Genomic DNA, 26,979 nt, shown 5'->3' on the forward strand with positions numbered 1-26,979 from the left:
ATGCTCAACAAATGCAGTTTGATCCGCCACTTAAATACGCAAAGCTCATTAAACGCTATAAACGCTTTCTTGCTGATGTCATTACCGATGACGGTGAAACATTCACTATACATTGCGCCAATACCGGTGCGATGACCGGCTGCGCAACGCCTGGTTCTCGAGTTTATTACTCCACTTCTGACAACCCAAAAAGAAAATACCCACACAGTTGGGAACTGACCCAAACCGAAGCGGGGCATTCCATTTGTGTAAATACCGCTCGAGCCAATACGTTGGTTGTCGAAGCAATAAAACAGAATCGCATTCCAGAACTCGTCGGTTATCAGCAATTGCGAACGGAAGTGAAATACGGCAGTGAGAACAGCCGTATCGATGTTTTACTACAAGATAGTGATAACAGCGATTGCTATATAGAAGTAAAAAGTGTCACACTGCTGGATTCTGACCAAGGTGATGGACAGGGATTTTTTCCTGACACGACCACAGTTAGGGGACAAAAACATCTACGAGAGCTTACCGAAATGGTAACATCTGGTAACCGTGCAGTATTATTTTTCGCTGTTTTACATTCAGGGATTGAAAAAGTCTCAGCGGCACACCATATAGATGCACGATATTCACAATTACTTGAACAGGCAAGGGAAGCAGGGGTAGAAGTAATTTGTTATAAGGCGAATTTCACCAAAGATGAAATATCGCTGTTGTCTCGAATCGATTTCAATCAATAGTGACTAAATCTCACATTGATAACAACTTTAACAAACTTCAATTGCCACAGTGTTTTCTTTTTGCTATAGATACCCGCCTCAAAATTAACTGTTCGCACAGTTGACTAGGTGTAAGTAGGAGATGCTGCATGCCAGAATCAAAGAAAAAAGCGCTAGGCATCCTAGCCATTGCAGGCGTTGAGCCTTATCAAGAAAAAGCGGGCGAAGAGTATATGTCTCAAGCCCAGTTAGACCATTTCAAATTGATCTTAGGTGCTTGGCGCAATCAACTGAGAGAAGAAGTTGATCGCACTGTACACCATATGCAAGATGAAGCGGCGAACTTCCCAGATCCCGTTGACCGCGCTTCGCAAGAAGAAGAGTTCAGCTTGGAACTGCGTAACCGTGATCGTGAACGTCGTCTAATCAAGAAGATTGAAAAGACACTGAACAAGATCGAAGAAGACGATTTCGGCTTTTGTGAATCTTGCGGTATCGAGATCGGTATTCGTCGCCTAGAAGCTAGACCGACGGCTGACCTATGCATCGACTGCAAAACACTCGCAGAAATTAAAGAAAGACAGATGCAAGGCTAACCGAAACCGAAAAGGGAGCTAAGGCTCCCTTTTTTGATCAACAGCCTTATTGAGCAATATAGGCATAGGCAATATAGGCAATATAGGCAATATAGGCAAAGGCAATATAGGCAAAGGCGCAACAGCAATATGTACATAGGTCGCTTCGCACCTTCCCCATCCGGTCCACTCCACTTTGGCTCCCTGATTGCAGCACTTGGAAGTTACTTTCAAGCCAAAGCGAATCAAGGTAAGTGGCTAGTTCGAATTGAGGATATCGATCCTCCCAGAGAAATGCCCGGTGCGGATAAACTCATTTTAAATACACTCGAAGCTTATCATCTGTATTGGGATGAGGATGTGCTGTATCAAAGTGATCGTTTGGATGCTTATCAGCAGCAACTTGATCAATGGCTGAACCATAATCAAGCCTATTTGTGTCAATGTACCCGTAAGCAAATCAAAGCTTCAGGTGGATTTTATCAAGGGGTATGTCGAGACAAACATCTGACTAACGCTCAAGAGTGTGCGATTCGCTTGGTCATGAATCATCCGGTCGAATCTTTCGATGATGAAGCCTATGGAACGTTTGCTATCAATCGTGATTTAGCCCATGAAGACTTCATTATTAAACGTCGTGATGGTTTATTCGCGTATAACTTAGCGGTGGTACTGGACGATATCTACCAAGGCGTCACCGAGGTGGTTCGAGGTGCCGATTTGATTGAGCCAACTGGACGTCAAATTAGCCTGTATAAAACATTGGATAAAACACCGATAAGCTATGTGCATCTGCCACTTGCGCTCGACGACAATGGCAACAAACTGTCTAAACAGAACCATGCAAAAGCGATTGATACAGAGAACCCAAAAAAGACATTGCTGGAAGCGATGCGTTTCTTAGGTTTTACTATCGATCCATCTCTATGCAACGAAAGTATGGATAATATACTCGACTGGGGCGTCAAAAATTGGCATTTATCCCAACTGCCAAAAACGCTCAAAATCAAGCCACCATTCTCAAATGGTGCGCTCTAGGCTATTATTAGCGGCAAAATTCATACGACATGCACGAAACGGTTCACTGAATTGCACCTAATCGACAAGTAAAATTGCGTTAACATTATGAATAAAAACGAAAATCATCAAATAATCCATCAATCATATGAGGATATCTCTTTGCAGATCCATACTCGCGATGAGCATACTATTTCTCGCAAACAGATAAGCGACAACGCTTTAAAGGTCCTATATCGATTGAACGGCGCTGGTTATGACGCGTATCTTGTTGGCGGTGGGGTTCGCGACCTACTGCTAAAACAGCAGCCAAAAGATTTCGACATCGCAACCAATGCAACACCAGAGCAGATCAAAAAGCTCTTTCGCAACTGTCGCCTGATTGGTCGACGCTTCCGTCTGGCTCATATTATGTTCGGTCGCGATATCATCGAGGTGGCGACGTTCCGTGGTCACCATCAGGAAGCGGAAAAGAACATTTCACAACAGAGCAAAGACGGCATGTTATTGCGTGATAATGTCTACGGCTCTATTGACGAAGATGCTGAACGTCGAGATTTCACTATCAATGCGATGTATTACAACATCTCAGATTACGCGGTGCATGACTACGCGGGTGGTGTGGAAGATCTAGAAGAGCGTCTTATCCGTCTGATTGGCGATCCTGAAACACGTTACCGCGAAGATCCCGTGCGTATGCTCAGAGCCATACGTTTTGCGGCAAAACTCGACTTCGACATTGAAGAAGAGACCGGCGAACCGATTGAACATCTTGCGCCCTTGCTGGTCGATATTCCAGCCGCTCGTCTTTATGAAGAGTCACTTAAATTGCTGCAAGCGGGTCATGGTTTAGAAACCTACCATCTACTGCGTGAGTACAATCTATTCCAACAGTTGTTCCCTGTGATTGCGCCCTATTTCACCTCGGAATATGATTCGCACACTGAGCAGATGTTGGATCTGGTTCTGGATGCAACCGATATACGCATTGATGAAGGCAAACGCGTCAACCCTGCGTTTATGTTTGCGGCTCTGCTTTGGTACCCAATGATGGGACTCACTAAACAGCTTATGGACTCCGTGGGACTCTCTGACTACGACGCAATGATGGAAGCGAGTAATATCATCATTGAACAGCAAATCAAGTCGACAGCGATTCCTAGACGCCATACCGCAACCATTCGCGAGATATGGCAACTTCAATTTCGTCTGCCTCGTCGTACTGGCAAACGCGCTTACCGTTTGATGGAGCTAAACAAGTTTAGAGCGGGTTTTGACTTCCTAGAGATGCGCGCCCAAATAGAAGGCAAAGAGATCGAGGAATTAGCTAAGTGGTGGGGAACTTTCCAAACCGCGGGGCGCAATATGCGTCAAGCGATGGTGAACGATCTTGGTGGAGCGGGTTCTGGCTCCAAATCGAACTACCGTCGCAAGCGACCTGCAAAAAGTAAAGCCGCAAAAGGCAATAAATAATGACAAGCTGTTTTATTGCCATTGGCAGCAACCTATCGGATCCCGTAGCTCAAGCTAAAGCAGCCATTGATGCGCTCAAAATGCTGCCGAAAAGTCAGCTGACTGCCCAATCTTCCCTCTACAGTAGTCAGCCTATGGGACCGAGCGATCAACCGGATTATATCAACGCGGTGGTCGAAATTACGACAGAATTAACGCCACTTGAACTCCTTGATTGCACCCAAGCTATCGAGTTAGAGCAAGGGCGTGTCCGTAAAGATGAACGTTGGGGACCTAGAACCTTAGATCTCGACATTATTCTTTTCGGCAATGAGGTGTTAGATTCCGAGCGCCTGACCATTCCCCATTATGGAATGAAGCAGAGAGAGTTTGTTCTCTATCCGCTGTTGGACATCGCACCAAATTTACAACTCCCTGATGGGACTAAGCTCGAAGACCTCATTTCACAGGTCGATCGTAACGGGCTGACTGTTTGGTCAGACTGACCAAACCCCCTAGTAAGGAAATAAAATGAAAAAAATCACCATTAACGACCTAATGAAATGCAAACAAGAAGGTCGTAAATTTGCATCTTCAACCGCTTATGATGCGAGTTTTGCTGGTCTATTTGAGAGTCAAGAGATGCCTGTTTTACTGGTTGGCGACTCATTAGGTATGGTGCTTCAAGGTCAAAACGACACGCTGCCAGTGACTGTAGAAGAGATTGCTTACCACACACGCAGTGTGCGTGCAGGTAGCCCAAATTGCTTATTAATGGCAGATATGCCGTTTATGAGTTATGCCACCCCAGAACAAGCTTGTGAAAACGCCGCTAAGCTGATGCGTGCCGGCGCTAACATGGTAAAAATTGAGGGTGGTGAATGGTTGGTTGATACCATCAAAACCCTGACTGAACGTGCCGTTCCTGTGTGTGCTCACCTTGGACTCACGCCACAAAGCGTTAACATTTTTGGTGGTTACAAGGTTCAAGGTCGCGATCAGAAACAAGCGGATCAAATGGTTCGTGATGCCCTTGCTCTACAAGACGCAGGAGCGCAGATTGTCCTATTAGAATGTGTTCCTCAAGAGTTGGCTAAACGTATTACTGAGGTACTTGATGTCCCGGTTATTGGCATTGGTGCGGGGAATGTGACCGATGGTCAGATTCTAGTCATGCATGACATGTTTGGTATCTCTGCCAATTACATGCCTAAGTTTTCTAAAAACTTCTTGGCTGAGACCGGTGACATGCGCCAAGCCGTTACTAAATATATCTCGGATGTGGAAAGCGGCGCTTTCCCAGATGAAGCTCATACGATTGCCTAGGGGGAATCATGCAAACTTTTGCTGATATTACCGAGTTAAGACAACAGCTTGTCCAAGCAAAGCGTGAACAGAAACGTATCGCGTTTGTACCGACTATGGGTAATCTACATGACGGTCACCTAACCTTGGTTCGCAAGGCTCGTGAGCACGCTGATATGGTCGTGGTAAGCATTTTTGTTAACCCAATGCAGTTTGACCGTGCAGATGACCTCAATAACTACCCACGTACTTTAGAAGATGACCTCAATAAATTGGCTTCTGAGAACGTAGAGTTAGTATTTACACCAACGCCAGAAATCATGTACCCACAAGGTCTTGAGAGCCAAACGTTTGTTGAAGTGCCTGGGATCTCACACATGCTTGAAGGCACATCCAGACCGGGGCACTTTCGAGGCGTAGCAACCATTGTCACTAAACTGTTCAATATTGTGCAGCCAGACGTCGCCTGCTTTGGTGAAAAAGATTTCCAACAGTTAGCGGTTATTCGTCAAATGGTGGCAGACCTAGCGATGAACATCGAGATCGTTGGTGTACCGACAATCCGTGAAATGGATGGCTTAGCCATGAGTTCTCGCAATGGTTATCTGACGATGGATGAGCGCCAACGTGCCCCTGTTCTCGCAAAAACCATGCGTTGGATCAGCAGTGCGATTCGAGGTGGACGCAATGACTTCGATTCTGTTATTGAAGATGCCAGTGACCAACTTCGTGCCGCTGGCTTAGTCCCTGATGAGATTTTTGTTCGCGATGCCAAAACCCTACTGCCTGTGAGCGCTGATACGTCGCAAGCGGTTATCCTAATGTCGGCTTACCTAGGTAAAGCAAGATTGATTGATAACCAAGTGCTGGATTTAGTGCCAGCGTCAAACGAGACAAACTCTGAGTCAACGACCCCAGCTTAGGTCATGTCGATTTCCCGATACCAAAAGGAAGTCGAGAGATAAAAAAACGCAGCCCTTGAGCTGCGTTTTTTTGTGATTGCTAAGCCGGTTATACTTTGTATGAATTCAGCTTGCCATCCAAATCTTGCGCACTGCGCTGCATAGATTCTGATGTTGCAAGCAGTTCAGTAATCACAGTCACTGACGCTTCTACCAGTTTTCTGACATTGGTTAGATTCTGGTTCATTTCTTCCGCAACGCTGCTCTGCTGACCCGCAGCCGTCGCAATCTGGAAGTTCATATCATTGATTTGGTTCACTTGGTTTACAATGCCGTCTAGCTCTGTGCCTGCGTTGGTGACCAATTCAACCCCTTCCGCTGCCTCAACAACACTCTTCTCCATCAGACCGACGGCTGAGTTTGCGCTGTTTTGTAGTTGGGTAATCATATCTTGGATCTCAACCGTCGCTTGCTGCGTTCTTTGCGCTAGGTTACGAACCTCATCCGCAACTACCGCAAAACCGCGACCTGCTTCACCAGCACGTGCCGCTTCAATCGCTGCGTTAAGTGCTAGAAGGTTGGTTTGCTCTGAGATACCTTGGATGGTGCCAACAACGCTACCAATCGATTCTACGCGCTCTTCAACTTGATTAACCGCTTGAGCTGACGCTGAGATGTCAGTAGACAATTCACTCATCTTAGTTACAGTGCCTTGAACAAAGCGTTGACCAGTTTGCGCCTGACCCGAAGCTTGCTCGGTTAATTCAGATGCACTCCTTGCATGATCAGCCACAGTTTGCACTGTTGATGTCATTTCGCTCATTGCGGTCGCCAACATATCAATCTCTTGGAACTCTTCCATTGACGACTGTTTGGTCTCTGACATGCTCATGGTCATGGCTTCTGTTAACGCAATCAACTCTTGAGACATTGTCACCTGAGTTTTAATGATTTCTTGCAGTTGGCTTCGTGTCGTTTCCAGCTCTTTGGCAACCTCACCAAACTCATCTTTTGACTCCATAACCACTGGAACCGTCAAATCTTTGCCAGCCATACGCTTAATCGAATCGCTAAGATAATTGGTTTGCATTGCCATCACTTTTGCCGCGAAGACAAAAACAAACACAGCGATGCCAATCATAATCACCGTCTGCCACAGCATATGCATAAGATAAGCATCATAATGCTGCTGCGCTACCTGTGCATTTTGAGTTGCCGCCAGTAAGGCATCATGGAAAGTACTGGCATCCCAAAGCTGCTTACAGATAAGTAGCACTGCACTCACTACGGTTAAAATCAATAACTTTGGCACCAATCGAACATCTGAGATAACCTTTTGCCAAGGTTTAAACACCAATGTTGCCATTATCCATTCTCCATTTTTATTATTAAGCTAGGGCTTAGCCGTCACTTTTACTACAACTCAATCGCATCTTACCTGTCAAAAAAAGTGATTCGCAGAATACAAGGATGACAGTGGGATACCGCTTTAAGGGTTTATTTTATCAGAACCGAACCTAACTCATTGAGTATTCGGTCACTAATTCTGTCATTATTCATGTAATTAGTGATAACAATACAACACCACTCATCCAGCAATCTGACAGATACTTTTATATCGACCAACCATTGATTAACTGAAGAGGTGGGAGTGGCAAATTTTCACAAGTAGTGACCTAGCCCACACAGGGACCAAAAGACTAGAAGCAATGCGGTGATTTTTGCTGTATTCGATAGGAGCAACGGGAGACATAAGCCTCCCGTTAAGAAGGAGGGATTGTTAATCTTGGTTCCAATAGGATTGAACTTCAATACTGATCTGTCGTGTCTGTTCCATGGCATGTAATATCGAATTTTCTTGGCGAGTCAACCATCTAACCAGTTGATCTTGCTGCTCACCTTCGAGCTTAGGTACCAATGATTCCAATTGCTCTAACATCAACAAATCATCAATACCTTGCAACAAATCTGTCCAAGGGAGCCTAAAACTGTTTCGCTCATCGGCACTATACAGACTTGCAAAACTCACTCCGGTATACAGATTACGCGTCAGTCGATATTGTTGATCAACATACTCTTGTCGAGAGATCTCTTTTTCTGGCGGAAACGCCGCTAAGAGCTCAAGCCAAGTTCGCTCAAGTTGCTTAGCCGAAAAAGGCTTGATCGGGCGTGACATTCTCTGCTGTGCTTTTTCATCAAGGAAAGGCTGCCAGCCTCGGGATAGGATCCAGCGACTCAGATCCAAAAGTAACCCAGTGTAGCGAGATGAAAGGATAAGTTTTAGCATATCTTCTCTAGATGGAAGATCTTGCGTGATCTCGGTAAGTTCGGATACCAAGAACTTGCGTGCGTCGAGTTTACGCAGCACATGCCCCTTATCTTCTAACAGACCTTTCAGATAGTCATAACTCTTTAGCCAGTCCAATTCTTCTTCTAGCCACTTAAGCTCTTGGCGCAAGATAGCACTCGCTCGACGAGGAACGATGCCACCATAGACGGTCAACGTTTGACGAATAAAACTGATAGCGTGGCTTATCTCATGCAGCGCAAGCAGTGACGAGTCACTCTCGATATAGATCTGCTCATGATAATGCCAATGCTCTAACGCATGCTCTAGAGAGTTGATCAAACAAGCCTCTACGCTATCATCCGCGTGGGTATCTACCAATGACAACGGCTTGATTGGGCTACCGGTATAACCTCCGGCTAACCGATAACCTCGCGCGGCCTTGCTAAGATTACCCAGGCGAATGCCACCATACTCACTTAAGGTACGAGCTAACGTAAACAAGGCATCGGTTTGCCCAGATTTTAACTCTAACTCGACTTCGCAGATAGGATCAGAAAGATCCCCAGAAGAGACCGAACCTTGATCAAAAGCGACCTCGATTTGACTGCCATCAGGCATGCCAATCAACCACTGCTCACGGGTGAAATCGGTAGAAAAAAGCGGGATAAGCTGCTGCTGCAAAATCTCTATAGAACGCCCTTCAGGATAAATTTCTGCCGGGTGGAGAGTAAGAAGTGGCTCGTTGCATGAATGTTCGGCATTAAATTCTGGACGCTGATGCAATCCAGCGACGACCCGACCTGCCGTTTTTATGGTCTGTACAAACACATCATCAAAACGGCGAATACGCAGACCAATGTCGTGTTGCCTAAGCCAATTGTCTGGGGTATCGAAGTAAGTGTTTCCTAACTCACGACAACTGTGCTGAAGGACTTTCGTCTCTAAGATTTTTTGTCGCAAAATCTCTGAAAATTCAGGAGAAACAAAAAACTTCAGTTCTATCTCGGTTTCCATAGTTTTACCTTTAAAGGACACTTCTCACAGGATATGAGCAATTGTTTAATCCGGCAAGTCACAAATATCACCGAAATCATGATCTAAAACAGTTTAAATCAGTGTTTGATTCGGTTAACATGCGCGTCTTTATAGCCATCGCTCAACATTTCACCATGACCTATGCTTATAGGGTGAATGTTAATTATTAGGTTATAGCTTTAGGTTGAATGACCATGCCAGTAAATACAATTATGGGGTTGTTTGCAAAGTCCCCAATCAAACCTTTGCAAAGACACGTTGTGTGCGTAACAGAGTGTTGCTCACACTTGGTGAACTTTTTTGAAACCAGTTTCCAAGGTGATTGGGAGAAGGCGGACGAAATTCGTGCGCAGATCTCTCACCTAGAGAAAGAAGCGGACGTTTTAAAGCGTGAAATTCGCCTTAAACTTCCGCGTGGGCTGTTTTTGCCTGTTGACCGTAGCGACATGTTGGAGCTACTGACGCAGCAAGATAAGCTTGCAAACCTTGCCAAAGATATCGCTGGCCGTGTTTACGGACGCCAGCTGATTATCCCACAACCAATGCAAACTAACTTTATTGCCTATGTTAGTCGCTGTCTTGATGCTGCAAATCAAGCTCAAAAAGTCATTAATGAGCTAGATGAGTTGCTTGAAACAGGCTTCAAAGGTCGTGAAGTGACGTTGGTTGCTGAGATGATTCATCAACTAGATACCATTGAAGATGACACCGATGCGATGCAGATCCAACTTCGTCAGCAACTGCTGAAAATCGAAGCGGATTACAATCCTATCGATATCATGTTCTTGTATAAAATTCTTGAATGGATTGGTGGCATTGCCGATCAAGCTCAGCGTGTTGGTGCGCGACTTGAATTAATGCTGTCTCGTTCATAAATCACTACATTCACAATGTAACAAAGAGTAAAAACTTACAAAGAGGGATTACCGACTACAGTTGTAGACGGCGATCGTCTTCGCGTAGGGTGTTGCTCCGCTTGTTCAGAAAAACAACTAGGTATTACAATGGATATTCTTGCACAATACGGCACTATCCTAATTATCACGGCAGCAGTATTCGGTTTCCTTATGGCTATCGGTATTGGTGCGAATGATGTTGCCAATGCAATGGGTACTTCTGTTGGCTCTAAAGCTCTAACAGTAAAACAAGCCATCATTATCGCGATGATCTTCGAGTTCGCGGGGGCTTACTTAGCCGGTGGTGAAGTCACAGACACGATCCGTAAAGGGGTGATTGAGACTTCTCTATTTGCACATCAACCTGATGTTCTTGTGTTCGGTATGATGTCATCTCTGCTTGCGGCAGGGACGTGGCTACTGTTAGCGTCTTTTATGGGCTGGCCTGTTTCTACCACCCACTCAATCATCGGTGCCATCATTGGCTTCGCCTGTGTCTCTGTCGGCACAGAAGCGGTTGACTGGGGTTCAGTAAAAGGCATTGTTGGTAGTTGGGTCATCACACCCGTTATCTCCGGTCTATTCGCCTACGTGATCTTTATCAGTGCACAACGCCTGATCTTCGATACCGAAAAGCCATTATTTAACGCCAAACGTTTTGTGCCTGTGTACATGTTCCTTACTACGATGGTTATCGCACTCGTTACCATTAAGAAAGGTCTTAAACACGTTGGTTTACACCTAAGCAACGTTGAGGCGTGGGTATGGTCTGCGGGTGTATCAGCGCTTGTTATGGTGGGTGGTTATCTCTATATCCAGCGTAAATTTGCTAACCGTAAAGAAGAGCATGGCTTTAACGGTGTTGAAGGTATCTTTAGCGTACTGATGGTTATTACGGCTTGCGCCATGGCATTTGCTCACGGTTCTAACGATGTAGCCAACGCGATTGGTCCTCTGTCTGCCGTGGTTAGCACGATTGAACACGCTGGTGAGATCTCGTCTAAAGCTTCTATCGCTTGGTGGATTCTACCTCTTGGCGGTTTTGGTATCGTTGTTGGTCTGGCGACCATGGGTCATAAAGTAATGGCGACTGTTGGCACTGGTATTACCGAGCTAACTCCTAGCCGTGGCTTCGCTGCACAGCTTGCGACCGCATGTACAGTGGTACTAGCTTCAGGTACTGGCTTACCTATTTCGACTACTCAAACCCTTGTTGGTGCGGTATTAGGTGTTGGTTTTGCTCGTGGTATTGCCGCTCTGAACTTAAGTGTCGTGCGTAACATTGTGGCATCTTGGGTCGTTACACTGCCTGCCGGTGCTCTACTGGCTGTGGTGTTCTACTACGCAATGCAAGCTGTCTTTGGCGGCTAAACTAACTAAAGTCAATATATTGTGAACACGACGTCATAATTAACGCAAATCGAAAAGAAGGGGGGCATTGCCTCCCTTCTTTGTTGCACCCGACGAAGAAACTTCATATTATTTGCTTTTCCCACTAATTCGAACTTAAGAGACATACCGTGAAAAAACTGCTCTGCATGATCTTAGTCTCCCTTGTTGCAACGCCAATGGCATTTGCACAGGAATACTATATCGCTGACAAGCTTTACACCTATATTCATTCTGGCCCAAGCAATCAATTCCGCATTATTGGCAGCATCAATGCAGGCGATAAAGTTCAGCTTATTGCATCCAACAAAGAGAATGGCTTTTCACAAATTGAAGATGCTCGTGGTCGTAAAGGTTGGGTAGAATCCAAATTTGTAACCCGCCAAGAAAGCATGGCGGTTCGATTACCTAAGCTTGAGAAAGAGCTTTCTGAGGTTAAGTCTCTGCTAGCCAATGCTCAACAGAGCGCTGATAGCGAGAAAAGCGGCTTATTGACTTCCCTTGATGCTAGAAATTCACAAATTGCTGAACTCGAGCAAAACTATTCGGATATCAGCAATCAGCTCAATAGTTCACAAAGCGAAGTTCGCGAACTAAGAGCGAAGTTGGACACTCAAAAAGAAGACCTTCTATTACGCTACTTTATGTATGGCGGTGGTGTTGCTGGAGCGGGGCTAATTTTTGGTCTACTGCTTCCGCACTTAATTCCACGCCGCAAAAAGAGTCCTAGTGGCTGGAATTAACACAAAACGAGTTAATTCCAAACAAGCAGTTATGTCGCGAAACTAAATTATGTCGAGAAACAATGTGTCGCGATATAATGAATGTTATCGCTAATAAAAAAAACCGCCAAGGCGGTTTTTTTATTTAATGGTATTTAAATACCAACAATGACGAATAATTAATCATCATTAAAATTAAATAGAGACTCCATATTTAAGCCCTGCTTAACCAAGATATCTCTTAAGCGGCGCAAACCTTCCACTTGAATTTGTCGAACGCGTTCACGAGTCAGACTGATCTCTCTCCCCACTTCTTCTAGCGTTGATGGTTCATAGCCTAGCAATCCAAAGCGGCGTGCAAGTACCTCTTTCTGTTTTGGATTCAGCTCATCAAGCCAATGAATCAATGAACTCTTAATGTCATCGTCTTGGGTTGATACTTCAGGATCGGAGTGGGTCGAATCTGGAATAATATCCAACAACGCTTTCTCACCATCCCCGCCAATTGGCGTGTCCACTGAACTAATGCGCTCATTAAGACGAAGCATCTTGGATACATCCCCAACTGGCTTATCAAGTTGCTGCGCAATCTCTTCAGCGGTCGGTTCGTGATCCAACTTTTGAGATAACTCTCTCGCGGTTCTAAGGTAGATATTCAGCTCTTTCACGACATGAATGGGCAAACGAATGGTACGCGTTTGATTCATCAAAGCTCGTTCGATGGTTTGGCGGATCCACCAAGTCGCATAAGTTGAAAACCTAAAGCCACGCTCTGGATCGAATTTTTCTACTGCGCGGATCAAACCAAGGTTACCCTCTTCGATCAGATCCAGTAGTGCTAATCCACGGTTGCTATAACGTCTTGAGATCTTCACCACCAATCGAAGGTTACTTTCTATCATTCTCTTACGAGCGGCCTCGTCCCCTTTCAGGGCGCGTCGAGCGTAGAGAACTTCTTCTTCGGCGGTGAGTAGTGGCGAGAAACCGATCTCACCGAGATAAAGTTGTGTTGCATCTAAGCTTTTCGCCGATGCATCGTACAGTTCCTTGTCTTCGGTTTCGGTAATCGTTTCATTGTTGGAAAAATTTTCATCTTTGGATACTGCATTACTGATACTCATAGCGCCTCCCCCTGGCGAGCTAGTATGACGATTAAACGTCACTTGACGTCATGACTAGCTTCTTCTCATTATGTATTCAATGTGCAAGCAATTAAGGTAAGTACCGTTTAGGATTTACGGACTTCCCTTTGTAACGGATCTCAAAGTGCAATCTAACACTGCTTGTCCCCGAACTTCCCATCGTTGCGATTTTCTGCCCGGCTTTGACACTCTGTCCTTCCGTTACTAATAACCGATCGTTATGGGCGTAAGCACTTAAGTAACTGTCGTTGTGTTTTACGATGACTAAGTTGCCATAGCCCCGCAGTGCGTTACCCGAATAAACCACGGTTCCCCCTGCAGTGGCGATAATTGCTTGTCCACGTTGACCAGCAATATCTATCCCCTTGTTTCCTTGGTTACCTGCAGAGAAATTCTTTATGACACGCCCTTTTGTCGGCCAAATCCACTTCGATACCTTTGTATTAGCGGTGGGTTTGGGTGTGACAGGCGCCTTATAATTAACATTTTGTTTACCTTTAGCCTCACCATACTCCTTTGTTTTGGAATTGGCAACTCCCTTTGTGGTTGATTTTTCAACAGGCTTTTTCGCGGTTGTTACGGCTTTAGGTTGGCTTGACGTTTTTGGTTTTGTGCTGGCATTGGAAGCCTGAGCACTCGCTGTGGCAGTGGCTGCAGCCGCAGTAGATACTGACGCCTTGGCTGCGGGAGCGACGGTTGGCGCTTTATAAACGGGACGCCAAAGGTTAAGGCGTTGACCAGGATGAATCGTGTATGGAGGAGACAGTTTATTCAAACTAATCAATTCTTTAACATCTTTATTAGTGACGTAAGAAATAAAATAGAGGGTATCGCCTTTTTCTACGACATAGTAATTCCCTCGATAGCTACCGCGAGATATATTGTCGTATTTCCCTCCACCGACATCGGAGACAGGCGCAGACACATGCTCAGCACAACCAAGTAGTGCTAGAGGCAACAATGTGATTCCTACGACTCTTCTCCAAACCTTATTCATTTACGCCAACTCACCTGCAATCAAAGGGACAAAATTCACTAATTCAACCACTTGAGTAGTAAAGCTATCACCTTTTCGGGTAATTTTTAACAACTGCTGTTCATTATCACCCACCGGGATCACCAAGCGACCGTTGTCTGATAATTGCATCAATAATTGCTCCGGTACCGACGCAGCTGCAGCGGTAACGATAATGGCATCAAAGGGCGCTTTAGAGCTCCAGCCTTGCCAACCATCACCATGTTTAGTGGAAACATTATAGATGTCAATACGCTTAAGACGACGTTTTGCTTCCCACTGTAGAGCTTTAATTCTCTCCACTGAGTAAACATGGTCAACGAGCTGTGCCAGTACCGCGGTTTGATAACCTGAACCCGTTCCAATTTCTAGCACTTTTGTTTGTGGATTTAACTCTAATAGTTGAGTCATTTTTGCCACAATATAGGGCTGAGAAATCGTCTGGCCGCTGCCTATCGGCAGTGCATTGTTATCATAAGCTTGATGAGCCATTGCTTGAGAGACAAACAGCTCTCTTGGCACATTGGCGATAGCCGTTAGAACATTCTCATCCTTGACGCCATACTGACGAATAAATTCAACTAATCTCGCCGCTTGCGGATTCATTTTTCACTCCCGCTTATCCATCGCTCCATGGCACCAATAGACTCATGGGCTGTCAGATCAACCTGTAAAGGTGTAATGGAAATATTGCCTTGTTCAATCGCGTAAAAATCCGTTCCTGCACCAGCATCTTGCTCTTTACCCGGAGGCCCTAGCCAATAGATTTCATGTCCACGCGGATCGAGTTGCTTGATCATATTCTCCGCGTGATGTCTTGCACCTAAGCGAGTCACTTCGATGTCATCTAAGCTGAGTTCGGTTTTATCGGGAATATTAATATTTAACAGGCGATTGGTTGGAATACGGTGGCTCAAATGTCGCTCAACTAACTGACGCGCAATCATCGCCGCGGTATCAAAGTTCTGATTGCCAACTAAGCTAAATGCGATCGACTGAACCCCGAGAAAGTGCCCTTCCATTGCCGCTGCCACCGTGCCGGAATACAGCACATCATCACCCAAGTTCGCACCATGATTAATACCCGATACGACGATATCGGGTAGATCATCTTTCATTAATTCATTCAGTGCGAAATGGACACAATCTGTCGGTGTGCCCTGAACGGAATAGACGTTAGGCTCTATCTCAGAGACTCGCAGTGCTTGCTCCAATGTCAGTGAGTTGGATGCCCCAGAGCGATTACGATCAGGAGCCACAATCGTGACCTGAGCAATGTCACTCAATGCTTTGCCCAATGCACGAATACCTTGTGCGTGTACGCCATCATCATTACTGATAAGAATCTTAAGCGTTTTTTGCTTATCCATAGCCATTAAAATTGTCTTTCTACCTGTTGCAGTTGCGCTAATTCTCGTAGAACTGAAGTGGCAAAGCTACCAGAATCTAAGAAGAATTTGAGAACAACACTATTTTCCTCAGCTTGATAGCTAAACTGCTGTGGTAACAGCACAATGTTTCTACGATCGTGTCTCATTCGATTACCACGAATCAGTTTCATTAGATCCGGTTCTTGATCGACAATCGACTGCTCTAATTCTAAAGCTTGCTCTTGAGTGGGCAGCGCATTGTCACCCGCCATCGCCGCGGTGATATTCCAGTCCTCTCGACTCGCTAAATCCACCTCACTAGCCAGTACAAATTGCCCATCAAATTCAATCATATCACCCGCTATCGTTTGGTCAAAACAACCTTGATTCAATCGCTTGGACACAATGTGATTGAAAATCCATGAGCGGGCAGCGGAGAGGTACAAACTACGTTTGTTTTGATTTCGCGTACGGACATTGTCTCGTCCCCAGCGTCTCGCTTCGGTGACATTATTGCCTTCATGACCAAAACGCTGCTCACCAAAGTAGTTTGGCACCCCAGCACGGGTCACTAACGCTAAGCGCGCGACCAACGCATCCATGTCTGACACTGACGTAAGGCGAATTTCAAATTCATTACCTATCAAGTCACCTGGGCGCAATTTCTTATTGTGCCAATCTGTCGCAAGTACTTCGATACTTGGATATTGTTGCTGAAAAGCGCCAAAATCTGGGAGTTGCTTCTTAGGAAGGTGGACACTCAACCACTGCTCGGTAATCGCATGGCGATCTTTCAAGCCTGCCCAACCAATATCTTTGGATTTAACACCGCACACTTTTGCCAACTCATTGGCAACAAAGCTGGTGTTCTCGCCATTTTTACGGATGCGAACCATAAGGTGTTCGCCTTCTCCGCTAAAAGGAAAACCGAGGACTTCTTTCACAATGAAGTCTTGATTCTGTGCTTTGTAATTGGCGGTAAGTTGAGGCTTACCATTGAGGTAAGCGAGATTTTCTAGGATATCTGTCATTTATAGGGCTCGTTAACGGGAGACTTTTTCAATAAGCACGACGGCTTCAGTCGCAATGCCTTCTTTGCGTCCAGTAAAACCAAGGCGCTCTGAGGTTGTCGCTTTCACATTGATATCATCGCGATCAGTATTTAGGACTTGAGCAATGCATTGGCACATGGCTTCGATATGAGACGCCATTTTAGGGGCTTGCGCAATAATGGTGATATCGGCATTCACCAGTTGATAGCCTTTGTCCTGTACTTTTTGATACACATCTTTCAATAATTCACGACTGTCCGCTCCTTTCCAAGCGTCATCGGTATCAGGAAAATGGCGACCAATATCGCCCAGTGCAACGGCACCGAGGAGTGCATCGCAAAGCGCGTGCAGTGCAACATCACCATCTGAATGTGCGACCAAACCTTGGCTATAAGGGACTTCAACCCCGCCAATGATCACTGGACCGTCACCGCCAAACTTATGAACATCAAAGCCGTGGCCTATTCTCATTGATTTTTTTCCTCTTGAATCAGGTAAAACTCGGCTAGCGATAGATCTTCTGGTCGAGTTACTTTTATATTGTCGCTTCGCCCTTCTACCAATAGAGGAGCCAACCCCATCCACTCAATCGCAGAGGCTTCATCTGTCATCACCGCGCCCTCACTCAGCGCACTAGAAAGTGCACTTTGCAGTAATTCTGCTTTAAACATTTGGGGGGTGAGCGCATGCCAGAGTTCAGCACGCTCAACCGTGTGGTCAATACAGTGGGCATCATTGGCGCGCTTCATGGTGTCTTTGACTGGCGATGCCAGTATGCCACCGACAGGGTGAGTGCTAGCTTGATAAATCAGTTTACTGATGTCTGTCAACGTGACACACGGCCGTGCGGCATCGTGTACTAAACACCAAGCATTGGGGATACGTTGCTGGACATAATCGACGGCAGCTAAAACAGAGTCAGCGCGCTCTGAGCCACCGATAACCTTAATCACCGATTTGCCAGCATCAAAAATTTGCCGGTCATAGTATGGGTCATCTTGACTGACTGCAACGACAACACACTCCACACTTGGGTGGGAAAGTAATTTGTTGACCGTATGCTGAAGTAACGTTTTGTGGTTAATTTCTAGATACTGCTTTGGTCGCTCACTCTGCATACGTTTGCCAACGCCGGCAGCAGGCACAATAGCGATAATAGGGTGTTGTTCAGGAATCATTGGTTTTCCTCCCCAATGATACGATAGAAGGTTTCACCATCTTGCACTAAGCCAAGTTCATGCCTTGCTCTCTCTTCGATGGCATCGAGTCCCTGTCTTAAATCATCAATCTCCGCAAACATATTGTTGTTGCGAGTCTGTAGGTTAGTGTTCACTTGATTTTGGATCTCAATTTCACTGCTCACTTGATTAAAGTCTGCAATGCCATTTTTTCCAAACCAAAGGGTATATTGCAACCAACCTAAAACAACCAACAGTAAAAACGTCAACTTGCGCATCGTTGATGATATTCCATTCCAATGAGTGTGTTTATCGCCCAACATTTGTTCCGAATAAACGCGAGGTTTGCCGAAAAAACAGCTTGGGTTACAACTGTAAACAATATTGCTATATATAGCATAAATTGCCTGTTGGAATAACCCCAAGGCTGGGCCCTGAGCACTTCTCATCGGCTTTCTTTCCCGTTAAAGAACTCAACCGCTTAATGACACCAATAAGGGTGTCATCAATTCGACACTGATTCGTCACCCTTTCTCAATCGAAAAGACGTCAATTTGACATATCAGCGTCATACCATTTTCACGTTGAAAAATAGTATGACTTTGAGGTGGTTATGGAAATCAAGAGTCCGTTTCGTTTACCAAGGAAATCCCCTTTTGGACTAGCCGAAAATGTGGCTGAATGGGCAACCGGCTTGTCCTTGCTCGATAAGCTTTACGCTCAGCGCCCTGTCAATTGCGATACCGAAAGCTTTCTAAGATACGCACTTGATGTATTAAATATTGATTACCAAATAACCTCGGGAGCGCTCAATCCAATTCCCAAAGCTGGTGCGACGATTGTGGTCGCCAATCATCCTCTTGGCTGCGTCGAGGGTGTGATATTGGCAGAACTACTGCTAAGACAGCGTAAAGACGTCAAGATTCTCGCCAACGAATATCTCAAATTAGTTCCCGAGATCGCTTCGCTGTTTATTGGTGTGGATGTGTTTGAAGGACAAAACGCGCACCGTGCTAATACCCGAGCCTTGCGACAGGCTAATCAGCATCTTGAAAATAGTGGCTTACTGTTGGTGTTTCCTGCGGGTGAGGTTTCCCAACTGGTCGATAGAAGAACATTACGCATAGAAGATAAAGAGTGGAGTCGTTCAGTCGCGACCTTAATCAAAAGAAACAAAGCCACCTCGGTGCCGATTCATATTGGTGGACTCAACTCCAAACACTTCTACCTCGCTAGCAAGGTTCACCCTATGCTACGAACCGCTATGCTCGGGCGAGAGCTATTGAATAAGAAAGATAAACCGATCACCATCTCTATTGGTGACAGCATTAAATATAAAGAAGTGAGCAAGCTAGACAATCGTCAGTTGGTCAATTATCTCAGGCTCAATACCTACCTACTTAGCCGTGCCCAAACAGAGGAACAACACACCACCTCTGCAATGCTTGATTATCAAGAGATTGCGCCCGCGCTGTCTACTGCTGAGTTATTAAAAGATATTGAGCAGCTACCGAAACAGCATCATCTACTGACGAGCGGTGATTTTGAGGTCTACTGTACTACGATGGATCATATTCCATCGGTGATTCATGAAATTGGCCGTCTCAGGGAAATCAACTTTCGTGAGGTGGGAGAAGGCACAGGGCTTTCGTTAGATATTGATTCGTTTGATAAAACCTATCACCACTTATTTGTGTGGGATCGCCAACAGCAATGCTTGCTCGGAGCGTACCGCCTCGGTTTGGTCGATGAATTAACGGAAAGGTTTGGCACTGAAGGACTCTATTCTCGCACTCTATTTCATTATGGATCCCCATTCTTAGAGACCATGGGAAAATCAATTGAGATGGGACGTTCGGTTGTCGCGCAAGAGTATCAAAAAAGCATGTCCTCGCTACTGCTTTTATGGAAAGGCATTGCTGAGTTTGTCTATCGAAACCCGAGCTATACTCACCTTTTTGGTCCAGTGAGCATTAGTAGCGATTACAGTGAAGTGGCGAGACAACTCTTGACCGATACCATGACCCTGCATCACTACGACAACGTCGGTGCCCGTTATGTCACCGCACCCAATCCACCTAAATTAGCGCAACAACCGAGTTGGAATACCCAGTTACTCACCGCACTGGCCGATATGCAGTTGCTCTCTAGAGTCATCTCTCGACTTGATCAAGGAAAGGGAGTACCCGTGCTGCTGCGCCAATACCTGAGCCTTAATGGCAAACTGGTGAGCTTTAATGTCGATCCCGACTTTAATAATGCGCTCGATGGATTGATTGTTGTTGATCTAAGAAGCGTGCCTCAGAAATCTTTGGCACGCTATATGGGGTCAGAGAATGCCAAGCAGTATCTCTGCGCGCATCACTCTTTCTCTGGTGTTGAGGAGTCTAGTAACGAGACTTCATCTTCAGTGTAAAGTTCACTAATGCGATAAGCACCGGCACCTCAATCAGTGGACCAATGACACCCGCAAACGCCTCTGGAGAATTGAGACCAAACACAGCAATAGCAACAGCAATCGCGAGTTCAAAGTTGTTGCCTGTTGCTGTGTAAGCAATCGATGCATTCTTATCAAATGGCACACCCATTCTCTTTGCGACAAAGAAACTGATAAAGAACATCAAGAAAAAGTAGATGGTCAATGGAATCGCAACACGCACCACCTGCATCGGCAGTTCCACAATCATCTCACCCTTCAAGCTGAACATCAGCACGATGGTCGCTAATAGTGCCACTAAAGTGATCGGTGAAATAGCCGGTACAAACTTGTCGTTGTACCACTGCTCGCCTTTCTTCGCGACTAAGATCTTGCGGCTCAGGAAGCCGGCTAAGAATGGTATACCTAGGTAAATCATCACGCTTTCGGCGATCTCACCCATGGAAATATTCACCACTTGACCTTGGAAGCCCAACTTTGGCGGCAAGACAGTGATAAACAACCAAGCTAAGAAACTGTATGTGATAATTTGGAATACGCTGTTTAGCGCTACCAGCGCCGCACCATACTCTTTATTACCACCACCAATGTCATTCCAAACCAGCACCATCGCAATACAGCGAGCAAGACCGATAAGAATCACACCGGTCATCAAACTCGGTTCATCACCCAAAAAGACCAATGCCAAAACAAACATCAGAATCGGACCGACTAACCAGTTCATCACCAGTGATAAGGTCACCGCTTTTTTGTCTTGAAGCACGGTGCCCATCAAGCCGTAGTTCACTTTTGCTAACGGCGGATACATCATCAAAATTAAGCCAATAGCCAATGGAATATTGGTATTCCCCATTGTCATCGAGGCATTAAGAGACTCGATCTGCGACGGGAATGCCACCCCTAAGGCAACACCGATACCCATAGCGACAAAAATCCACAAAGTGAGGAAGCGGTCAAGAAAGCCTAATTTTTTAGGTTCCTCTGCAATTTGGGTCGTCATGTTAACTCTCCGGCATCGTCAATCGTCGAAAAGCGATGCATTTTAGTTTAAAAAATGCCGACACTGTCGGCAGTATAAAAATCAGTCAAACAAGGTTTGTGTAAACAGTGAAAAACGATTAAACGCTTCTCTATCTATGCGATAACAGACCTTAGGCGGCATCGCTTCTGCGTGAATAAACCCTGCTACCTTAAGAATTCTCAGGTGTTCCGACACCGTTGATTGGGCTAACCCCAGCTGCGACACCAGGTCACTATTTAAACAACCGCCCTGACGCTCAAGATCCGATAGTATTTTCAAAATTCGCAATCTTGCCGGATGGGATAAAGCTTTTGCTTGTGAAGCGATAGCTTTTTCGTCAGCCAGCTGAGCCTCGGTGACGGCAAAAATATCTTGGCTGTTTGGATTACAACGGTTCACGGCCTGACTCCTATCGTCTTTTAACGATTAATTTACTCCGAATAAAAAAAGAGTCAATCGTTTTTTCACGATTGACTCTTTTCTCTATTTGGTAACGACACTTAATAGCGAAGTAGAATGATGAAATCAGAGCTAGTTGGCGAGCTTCGACTTAGGCGCTCCGGGTAGACGAATCGATATGATCGTCGTCAACACCAAGAAGGCAAACGAAACCCATAAACACGCAGAAAGACCGGCCATCTGGAAAACCCAACCTGACAGTACAGTGCCGATTAAACGCCCCATCGCATTCGCCATATAGTAGAAACCAACATCGAGAGAAACACCGTCGCCTTTGGCATAGCTAACAATTAGGTAGCTATGCAGCGATGAGTTAACCGCAAAAATAGCACCGAAAATCAGCAGACCAACCACAATCACGATTTGCGGATACCATTCTTGCTGTACACAATAGGCAATGATTCCCGTGACGATAGCAAGGGCAAATGCCCACCACATTGCTGCGCTACCATCGGGAACTCGACCTTGGGCTTTACCCGTGATCTTAGGTGCGATACCTTGCACAAATCCATAAGCGATAACCCATAACGCCAGAAAGCCACCCACCCACGAGTGATTCCAGCCAAACACGGTACCGAGATAGATAGGCAAAGCGACAACAAACCAAACATCACGCGCGCCAAATAGGAACATACGCGCAGCTGAAAGAATGTTAATACTCTCCGACTTAGAGAAAATTTGATTGAACTTAGGCTTCGACTTTGCCTTGCCCATATCATTTTCTAAAGTCAGAACACTGCCAATAAACACTAAGGTCAAAACTCCTGCCATGGCTGCCACGGCGTATTGGAATCCCATGACCGTTAACAGCAGACCACCAATAAAGAAACCCGCCCCTTTTAGCGCGTTTTTAGAACCGGTCAGGATCGCTATCCACTTATAAAGCGCCCCTTGCTGTTCATCAGGCACCAAGGTTTTAATGGCACTCTTGGCACTCATTTTATTCAGATCTTTAGCAATACCGGAGAGCGCTTGAGCGGCCATGACCCAAGGTATGGTCAACCATGCGTTAGGCACAGCAAGCATGAGTAACGCAAAAATCTGCATCCCCAAGCCGACATTCATGGTGCGATTTAAGCCAAGTCGAGCGCCTAGCCAGCCACCCACTAAGTTGGTCACGACGCCAAAAAATTCATAGAAGAGAAAAAGAGAAGCGATCTCTAGTGAGCTATACCCCAAGTCATAGAAGTAAAGCACCACCAGCATTCTGAGGGCACCATCTGTGATGGTAAAATTCCAGTAATTAAACGTCACCAGCATATACTGACGAACGCTTTTGCTTAGATTAGACAACATACGCTTTCTGCCTGATTAGAATAGAGGTATCAAGCCTGAACTCAATACGGGGCTCTTAAGTCAAGCCGTGAGCCCCAAACAGTGTGCTGGATTATGGTTTAAAAACCTTTCGCCAATTGTTCTACATAAACAATTTGCGGTGCTTTGGTAAAGGCACCCGGACGCAATGCTTGAACTTCACTGCGAACCTTATCCAGTTCCCAACCAAGCTCTAGCAGCAGGTTTGCTGCCAATAAGCCTGTACGACCAGAACCTCCCATGCAATGCATCGCAATCTTCTCACCCGCTTCGACCGCTTGGTGAAGCTCTGGTGAAATCGCTTGCCACTGCGCAGCAAACTCGTCACCCGGCGCACGGTCATCTTCAATCGGCGTTTGAAACCACTTCATTCCCAGCGCTTTTGTTTTTTCACCAAGCTCAGCAACACCCGCTTCGGTTAACTCATGGCTATCAAGAGCAGTAACGATCACCGTCACGCCTTGCTGCTTAAGCTGCTCTAAAGAGTCATCAAGACCCAAGTCTTTGGTACCTGGACACGGAGTCAGTACCAGCGCTGCGTTATTAACTTTTAATTCCCATGTTGGATGCATTGTCATTACCCTACTAAACCTACTTTACGAACCAATTCAGCTGTGCGAGTTGCATAGCCCATTTCATTGTCATACCACGCATAGATTTTAACCATGCGAGAACCCACCACCATGGTTGACATCGCATCAACGATGGTCGAGCGTTGGTCACCTTTGTAATCAATAGACACCAATGGGCGATCTTCAAAACCAAGAATACCTTTGAGCTCACCTTCAGACGCTTCTTTTAGCAAAGCATTTACTTCTTCTGCTGTAGTGTCTTTTTTCACATCAAAGATGATATCGGTCAGCGACGCATTCGCCAGAGGAACTCGAACGGCGTGACCATTAATCTTGCCTTTTAGCTCAGGGAAGATTTCAACGATTGCCGTTGCACTGCCGGTTGTGGTTGGGATCAAGCTCATACCACATGCGCGAGCGCGACGTAGATCTTTATGAGGCGCATCCAAAATAGTCTGCGTATTGGTAAGATCGTGAATCGTGGTAAATGAGGACTGCTCAATACCAAGTTTCTCATGGATCACTTTGACCACAGGCGCAATACAGTTGGTGGTGCACGATGCCGCAGTCACAATACGATGAACCGCTGGGTCAAAGATATGGTCGTTAACACCAACAACGATATTAGCAATGCCTTCTTCTTTTACCGGTGCCGAAACCACAACACGCTTTACGCCTTGCTGTAAATATTGGTTAAGGAATGAAGTCTTACGGTGAACACCGGTAGCTTCAATGACCACATCACAATCTGACCAATCGACCGCGTCAATCTCGCGCTCTTGTGTCGTCGCAACACGCTGACCATTGATAATAAGTTCGTTGCCTTCTACGGCGACTTCATGGTGCCAGCGACCTTGAACTGAATCGAACTCAAGTAGATGACCGAGCGTTTTTGCATCACCTGCTACATCATTAATTTTTACGAATTCGAGTTCTTGCCAATCAAATGCCGCACGCAGTGCTAGGCGACCAATTCGACCAAAACCGTTAATACCTACTTTAATAGTCATCACTTAATCTCTTTATTGTGTTGTCACGTGTTGTGTCTCTAATGATGACACAACGTCGTTAAAATTTAATTGATAAGCACTCTGCAAACAATTGGATTGCTGGAGTCCTTGTAGGGTTCGATACAACCAACCTGGCAACTCATTCGCCAAGCAGTAAAAAACTTTCTGTCCCTGTCTATTATCTTTGATAACTCCAGCCTGTCTCAGTGTCGCTAGGTGTCTTGACACTTTTGGCTGACTCTCATTCAATGCCGCCACGAGGCTATTTACGCTGACGGATTCATGGGCATGAATCCAAAGCAAAATACGAATTCTGGTTTCATCTGACATCAGTTTGAAGAAATCATGAGGCAACATATAGTCACATCCTTATATATGGATATGCGTATATATTAATTTCCACATTTAATTCGTCAAGCACTAATCGCTGATTGTCATAAAAGTTTCATTTTTATTAAGGCACACTTTACTCGAGTAAAGCCCCCTCACCGTTCAAGTCACTTCCCAAATGTCCCTACACCTAGTCGTACTACAGATAAAGCTCTTTCATTCCATCTGCGTAACTTCCATAATAGTCGCTAAACCCAACATTGACTTGAATATGGGAATCTTGGAAAACAGACATGGGCAAAAAAATACTCTTTGTTTGTCGAGGCAACTCGGCACGTTCACAGCTAGCGGAAGCGATTGTCAATCAAGATTATGCCGATCTTTATCAAGCATTTAGTGCAGGTAGCACCCCAGGTGAAGTCGATAAGCGCACCATAGAAACGCTAACTCAAGCCGGATATAACACGCATAATCTACGCTCAAAATCCGTCGATGAGTTTGCTGGCGAGCATTTTGACTATGTCATCACGCTCTGCTCTTCTGCTCAGCAAGAATGCGGGGTATTTCATAACACCGATGAAAACATTTTCTGGGATCTACCAAGTCCAACCACGCTTTCATCATCGAGTTTTGAGAGTTCGCTATACGATTTACAAAAACGAATAGAATTGTTTGTTAACGTTCACAGCGACAGCAAAGATCTCGACTTTGATCCCATGACCCTGCACAAATGTCTTAGTGATAGAACGCGCTTGATGATCACCTTAATGATATTCAGTGAGGTTGAACTCAGTGTGGGCGAGTTATGCCAAGCGTTGCAGGAGTCACAACCCAAGATATCCAGAGCGCTCGCTATTTTGCGTAATTGTGGACTGGTCACTGACCGTCGAAAAGGACAATGGGCATTTTATTCGATATCGAAACAGTTACCGCTTTGGGCGATTGAAGTTCTTGATGCATCATTGAGAAGTGTTAAACCCTCGCTGGTCGCGGCGATACAATTGCTCAACCAAGCCGAACGTCCCTATAAGCATTTATAACGCCCCTTTACATATTTGATAAGGCTTAACATTATAAGTAACGCCCTGTTCACTTTTTGGTTATAGGCTTAGATGATTTTCTAGTTCACCTAAGTGTTCAATTCTCACCAGGTTGGGACTGTCGATAGTACAGGGATTATCCGGGTCTTCATCATGGGCAAAATAGAGCGTCTTAATTCCAGCAGACACACCAGCTTGAACACCCACGATTGAATCATCAATAAACAGGCACTGCTCTGCTTTTACCTGCATTTTATCCATCACGTACTCGAGCATTTTGGGGTCAGGTTTCCAGGCTTGAGCATCAAATGCACTGAATACCGTCCCTTCAAAGTAACGGTCGAGGTTGGTCAAGGGCAGCGTCACCTGCATCTTTTCGTGAGGCGCGTTGGAAGCGATACAGATCTTGATGCCTTTCGCTATCAAGCTCTCAAGTAATACTTCAACGCCGTCCATCGTTGTCAGGTAACGAGTAAAGAGTTCGTTGCTTATCACTCGATAGCGGGCGATTAACTGTTCCATCCCGTCCCCTGCTATCACGTTTTTGTCTTCAACTAAACTGCCCAACACAATATGTATTTTGATGCCTTGGTAGTCACGCTTTAGCGCTTCGTAGTCGATTTTGGTTCCGACCTCGGCAAGGGTTTGCACTAGCGCTTGTAAACAGAGACGCTCACTGTCAATTAATGTACCGTCACAATCAAAGATGACGCACTGGATCGGATTGGTTGCTGTCACTCGCAGGTCCT

Annotated in this window: 29 protein-coding genes; 12 read left to right on the top strand and 17 right to left on the bottom strand. The window is 45.5% G+C overall.

Annotated features, from left to right (window positions below; translation table 11 throughout):
- The first annotated feature begins 11 nt into the window (after positions 1-11).
- From sfsA to panC, 7 genes are all read left to right on the top strand, one after another.
- Complete coding sequence (sfsA, locus tag L9Q39_RS11980; protein ID WP_237485267.1) at positions 12-728, top strand: DNA/RNA nuclease SfsA; 717 nt, start codon at positions 12-14, stop codon at positions 726-728.
- 128 nt (positions 729-856) lie between these two features.
- On the top strand, positions 857-1,303 hold the full coding sequence (gene dksA / locus L9Q39_RS11985) for an RNA polymerase-binding protein DksA (protein ID WP_237485268.1): 447 nt from the start codon (positions 857-859) through the stop codon (positions 1,301-1,303).
- Between the two features lie 129 nt (positions 1,304-1,432).
- Positions 1,433-2,320, top strand: coding sequence for a tRNA glutamyl-Q(34) synthetase GluQRS (gluQRS, locus tag L9Q39_RS11990; RefSeq protein WP_237485269.1), 888 nt, complete (start codon positions 1,433-1,435; stop codon positions 2,318-2,320).
- An 87-nt stretch (positions 2,321-2,407) separates the two neighbouring features.
- Positions 2,408-3,772 carry a polynucleotide adenylyltransferase PcnB gene (pcnB, locus tag L9Q39_RS11995; RefSeq protein ID WP_237485270.1) on the top strand — a complete coding sequence of 455 codons (1,365 nt, stop codon included), beginning with the start codon at positions 2,408-2,410 and terminating at the stop codon, positions 3,770-3,772.
- Positions 3,772-4,257: a 2-amino-4-hydroxy-6-hydroxymethyldihydropteridine diphosphokinase gene (folK, locus tag L9Q39_RS12000; RefSeq protein ID WP_237485271.1), complete on the top strand. Its 486-nt coding sequence runs from the start codon at positions 3,772-3,774 to the stop codon at positions 4,255-4,257. The genes pcnB and folK overlap by 1 nt, the downstream gene beginning before the upstream one ends.
- Positions 4,258-4,282: 25 nt before the next feature.
- Entirely contained in the window at positions 4,283-5,077 is a 795-nt protein-coding gene (gene panB, locus L9Q39_RS12005; protein WP_237485272.1) for a 3-methyl-2-oxobutanoate hydroxymethyltransferase, read from the top strand.
- Between the two features lie 8 nt (positions 5,078-5,085).
- Positions 5,086-5,979: a pantoate--beta-alanine ligase gene (gene panC / locus L9Q39_RS12010; protein ID WP_237485273.1), complete on the top strand. Its 894-nt coding sequence runs from the start codon at positions 5,086-5,088 to the stop codon at positions 5,977-5,979.
- A gap of 88 nt (positions 5,980-6,067) precedes the next feature.
- Here panC and L9Q39_RS12015 read toward each other — a convergent pair whose 3' ends face one another.
- Both L9Q39_RS12015 and L9Q39_RS12020 read right to left on the bottom strand, forming a co-directional pair.
- Positions 6,068-7,324 (bottom strand): methyl-accepting chemotaxis protein, encoded by a 1,257-nt coding sequence (locus L9Q39_RS12015; protein WP_237485274.1) that lies wholly within the window; start codon positions 7,322-7,324, stop codon positions 6,068-6,070.
- A gap of 414 nt (positions 7,325-7,738) precedes the next feature.
- Positions 7,739-9,262, bottom strand: a complete 1,524-nt coding sequence (locus L9Q39_RS12020; RefSeq protein WP_237485275.1) for a CYTH and CHAD domain-containing protein — start codon at positions 9,260-9,262, stop codon at positions 7,739-7,741.
- A gap of 215 nt (positions 9,263-9,477) precedes the next feature.
- Here L9Q39_RS12020 and L9Q39_RS12025 point away from each other — a divergent pair, with 215 nt between their 5' ends.
- The 3 genes from L9Q39_RS12025 to L9Q39_RS12035 all read left to right on the top strand — a co-directional run bounded on the left by L9Q39_RS12025 (position 9,478) and on the right by L9Q39_RS12035 (position 12,311).
- Positions 9,478-10,158 (top strand): TIGR00153 family protein, encoded by a 681-nt coding sequence (locus L9Q39_RS12025; RefSeq protein WP_237485276.1) that lies wholly within the window; start codon positions 9,478-9,480, stop codon positions 10,156-10,158.
- Between the two features lie 129 nt (positions 10,159-10,287).
- On the top strand, positions 10,288-11,550 hold the full coding sequence (locus L9Q39_RS12030) for an inorganic phosphate transporter (RefSeq protein ID WP_237485277.1): 1,263 nt from the start codon (positions 10,288-10,290) through the stop codon (positions 11,548-11,550).
- Between the two features lie 149 nt (positions 11,551-11,699).
- Positions 11,700-12,311 (top strand): TIGR04211 family SH3 domain-containing protein, encoded by a 612-nt coding sequence (locus L9Q39_RS12035; protein WP_237485278.1) that lies wholly within the window; start codon positions 11,700-11,702, stop codon positions 12,309-12,311.
- 158 nt (positions 12,312-12,469) lie between these two features.
- Here the strand turns inward: L9Q39_RS12035 and rpoS are convergent, their stop codons facing one another.
- From rpoS to ftsB, 8 genes are all read right to left on the bottom strand, one after another.
- Positions 12,470-13,411 carry an RNA polymerase sigma factor RpoS gene (gene rpoS, locus L9Q39_RS12040; RefSeq protein ID WP_237485279.1) on the bottom strand — a complete coding sequence of 314 codons (942 nt, stop codon included), beginning with the start codon at positions 13,409-13,411 and terminating at the stop codon, positions 12,470-12,472.
- 91 nt (positions 13,412-13,502) lie between these two features.
- Complete coding sequence (gene nlpD, locus L9Q39_RS12045; RefSeq protein WP_237485280.1) at positions 13,503-14,429, bottom strand: murein hydrolase activator NlpD; 927 nt, start codon at positions 14,427-14,429, stop codon at positions 13,503-13,505.
- The gene (locus tag L9Q39_RS12050; RefSeq protein WP_237485281.1) at positions 14,430-15,053 is read right to left on the bottom strand and encodes a protein-L-isoaspartate(D-aspartate) O-methyltransferase; all 624 of its coding nucleotides are present in this window, start codon (positions 15,051-15,053) and stop codon (positions 14,430-14,432) included. It abuts the gene before it with no gap.
- Entirely contained in the window at positions 15,050-15,817 is a 768-nt protein-coding gene (gene surE / locus L9Q39_RS12055) for a 5'/3'-nucleotidase SurE (protein ID WP_435532838.1), read from the bottom strand. Before surE ends, L9Q39_RS12050 begins: the two co-directional genes overlap by 4 nt.
- A 5-nt stretch (positions 15,818-15,822) precedes the next feature.
- Positions 15,823-16,848 carry a tRNA pseudouridine(13) synthase TruD gene (gene truD, locus L9Q39_RS12060; RefSeq protein WP_237485283.1) on the bottom strand — a complete coding sequence of 342 codons (1,026 nt, stop codon included), beginning with the start codon at positions 16,846-16,848 and terminating at the stop codon, positions 15,823-15,825.
- Positions 16,849-16,860: 12 nt separating this feature from the next.
- Positions 16,861-17,340 carry a 2-C-methyl-D-erythritol 2,4-cyclodiphosphate synthase gene (gene ispF, locus L9Q39_RS12065; protein ID WP_237485284.1) on the bottom strand — a complete coding sequence of 160 codons (480 nt, stop codon included), beginning with the start codon at positions 17,338-17,340 and terminating at the stop codon, positions 16,861-16,863.
- Entirely contained in the window at positions 17,337-18,047 is a 711-nt protein-coding gene (gene ispD, locus L9Q39_RS12070; protein ID WP_237485285.1) for a 2-C-methyl-D-erythritol 4-phosphate cytidylyltransferase, read from the bottom strand. The genes ispF and ispD overlap by 4 nt, the downstream gene beginning before the upstream one ends.
- Positions 18,044-18,325 carry a cell division protein FtsB gene (gene ftsB / locus L9Q39_RS12075; protein ID WP_237485286.1) on the bottom strand — a complete coding sequence of 94 codons (282 nt, stop codon included), beginning with the start codon at positions 18,323-18,325 and terminating at the stop codon, positions 18,044-18,046. Before ftsB ends, ispD begins: the two co-directional genes overlap by 4 nt.
- 335 nt (positions 18,326-18,660) lie before the next feature.
- On the opposite strand from ftsB, the gene L9Q39_RS12080 reads away from it, so the two are divergent.
- Positions 18,661-20,463 carry a bifunctional lysophospholipid acyltransferase family protein/GNAT family N-acetyltransferase gene (locus L9Q39_RS12080; RefSeq protein ID WP_237485287.1) on the top strand — a complete coding sequence of 601 codons (1,803 nt, stop codon included), beginning with the start codon at positions 18,661-18,663 and terminating at the stop codon, positions 20,461-20,463.
- Here the strand turns inward: L9Q39_RS12080 and arsB are convergent.
- From arsB to L9Q39_RS12110, 6 genes are all read right to left on the bottom strand, one after another.
- Positions 20,435-21,484, bottom strand: coding sequence for an ACR3 family arsenite efflux transporter (gene arsB, locus L9Q39_RS12085; RefSeq protein ID WP_237485288.1), 1,050 nt, complete (start codon positions 21,482-21,484; stop codon positions 20,435-20,437). The two genes, L9Q39_RS12080 and arsB, sit on opposite strands and share 29 nt — an antisense overlap.
- A gap of 81 nt (positions 21,485-21,565) precedes the next feature.
- Positions 21,566-21,904: an ArsR/SmtB family transcription factor gene (locus tag L9Q39_RS12090; protein WP_237485289.1), complete on the bottom strand. Its 339-nt coding sequence runs from the start codon at positions 21,902-21,904 to the stop codon at positions 21,566-21,568.
- 132 nt (positions 21,905-22,036) lie between these two features.
- Positions 22,037-23,260, bottom strand: coding sequence for an organoarsenical effux MFS transporter ArsJ (arsJ, locus tag L9Q39_RS12095; protein ID WP_237485290.1), 1,224 nt, complete (start codon positions 23,258-23,260; stop codon positions 22,037-22,039).
- A 98-nt stretch (positions 23,261-23,358) separates the two neighbouring features.
- Complete coding sequence (locus L9Q39_RS12100) at positions 23,359-23,856, bottom strand: phosphatase domain-containing putative toxin (protein WP_237485291.1); 498 nt, start codon at positions 23,854-23,856, stop codon at positions 23,359-23,361.
- Positions 23,856-24,860, bottom strand: a complete 1,005-nt coding sequence (locus tag L9Q39_RS12105; RefSeq protein ID WP_237485292.1) for an ArsJ-associated glyceraldehyde-3-phosphate dehydrogenase — start codon at positions 24,858-24,860, stop codon at positions 23,856-23,858. The genes L9Q39_RS12100 and L9Q39_RS12105 overlap by 1 nt, the downstream gene beginning before the upstream one ends.
- Before the next feature lie 12 nt (positions 24,861-24,872).
- The gene (locus L9Q39_RS12110; RefSeq protein WP_237485293.1) at positions 24,873-25,217 is read right to left on the bottom strand and encodes an ArsR/SmtB family transcription factor; all 345 of its coding nucleotides are present in this window, start codon (positions 25,215-25,217) and stop codon (positions 24,873-24,875) included.
- 266 nt (positions 25,218-25,483) lie between these two features.
- Here L9Q39_RS12110 and L9Q39_RS12115 point away from each other — a divergent pair, with 266 nt between their 5' ends.
- Positions 25,484-26,230 carry a metalloregulator ArsR/SmtB family transcription factor gene (locus tag L9Q39_RS12115; RefSeq protein ID WP_237485294.1) on the top strand — a complete coding sequence of 249 codons (747 nt, stop codon included), beginning with the start codon at positions 25,484-25,486 and terminating at the stop codon, positions 26,228-26,230.
- A 60-nt stretch (positions 26,231-26,290) separates the two neighbouring features.
- Here L9Q39_RS12115 and L9Q39_RS12120 read toward each other — a convergent pair whose 3' ends face one another.
- Positions 26,291-26,968 carry an HAD family hydrolase gene (locus L9Q39_RS12120; RefSeq protein WP_237485295.1) on the bottom strand — a complete coding sequence of 226 codons (678 nt, stop codon included), beginning with the start codon at positions 26,966-26,968 and terminating at the stop codon, positions 26,291-26,293.
- Between the last annotated feature and the right edge of the window lie 11 nt (positions 26,969-26,979).

It is taken from the genome of Vibrio hippocampi (assembly GCF_921292975.1).
Taxonomy (GTDB): domain Bacteria; phylum Pseudomonadota; class Gammaproteobacteria; order Enterobacterales; family Vibrionaceae; genus Vibrio; species Vibrio hippocampi.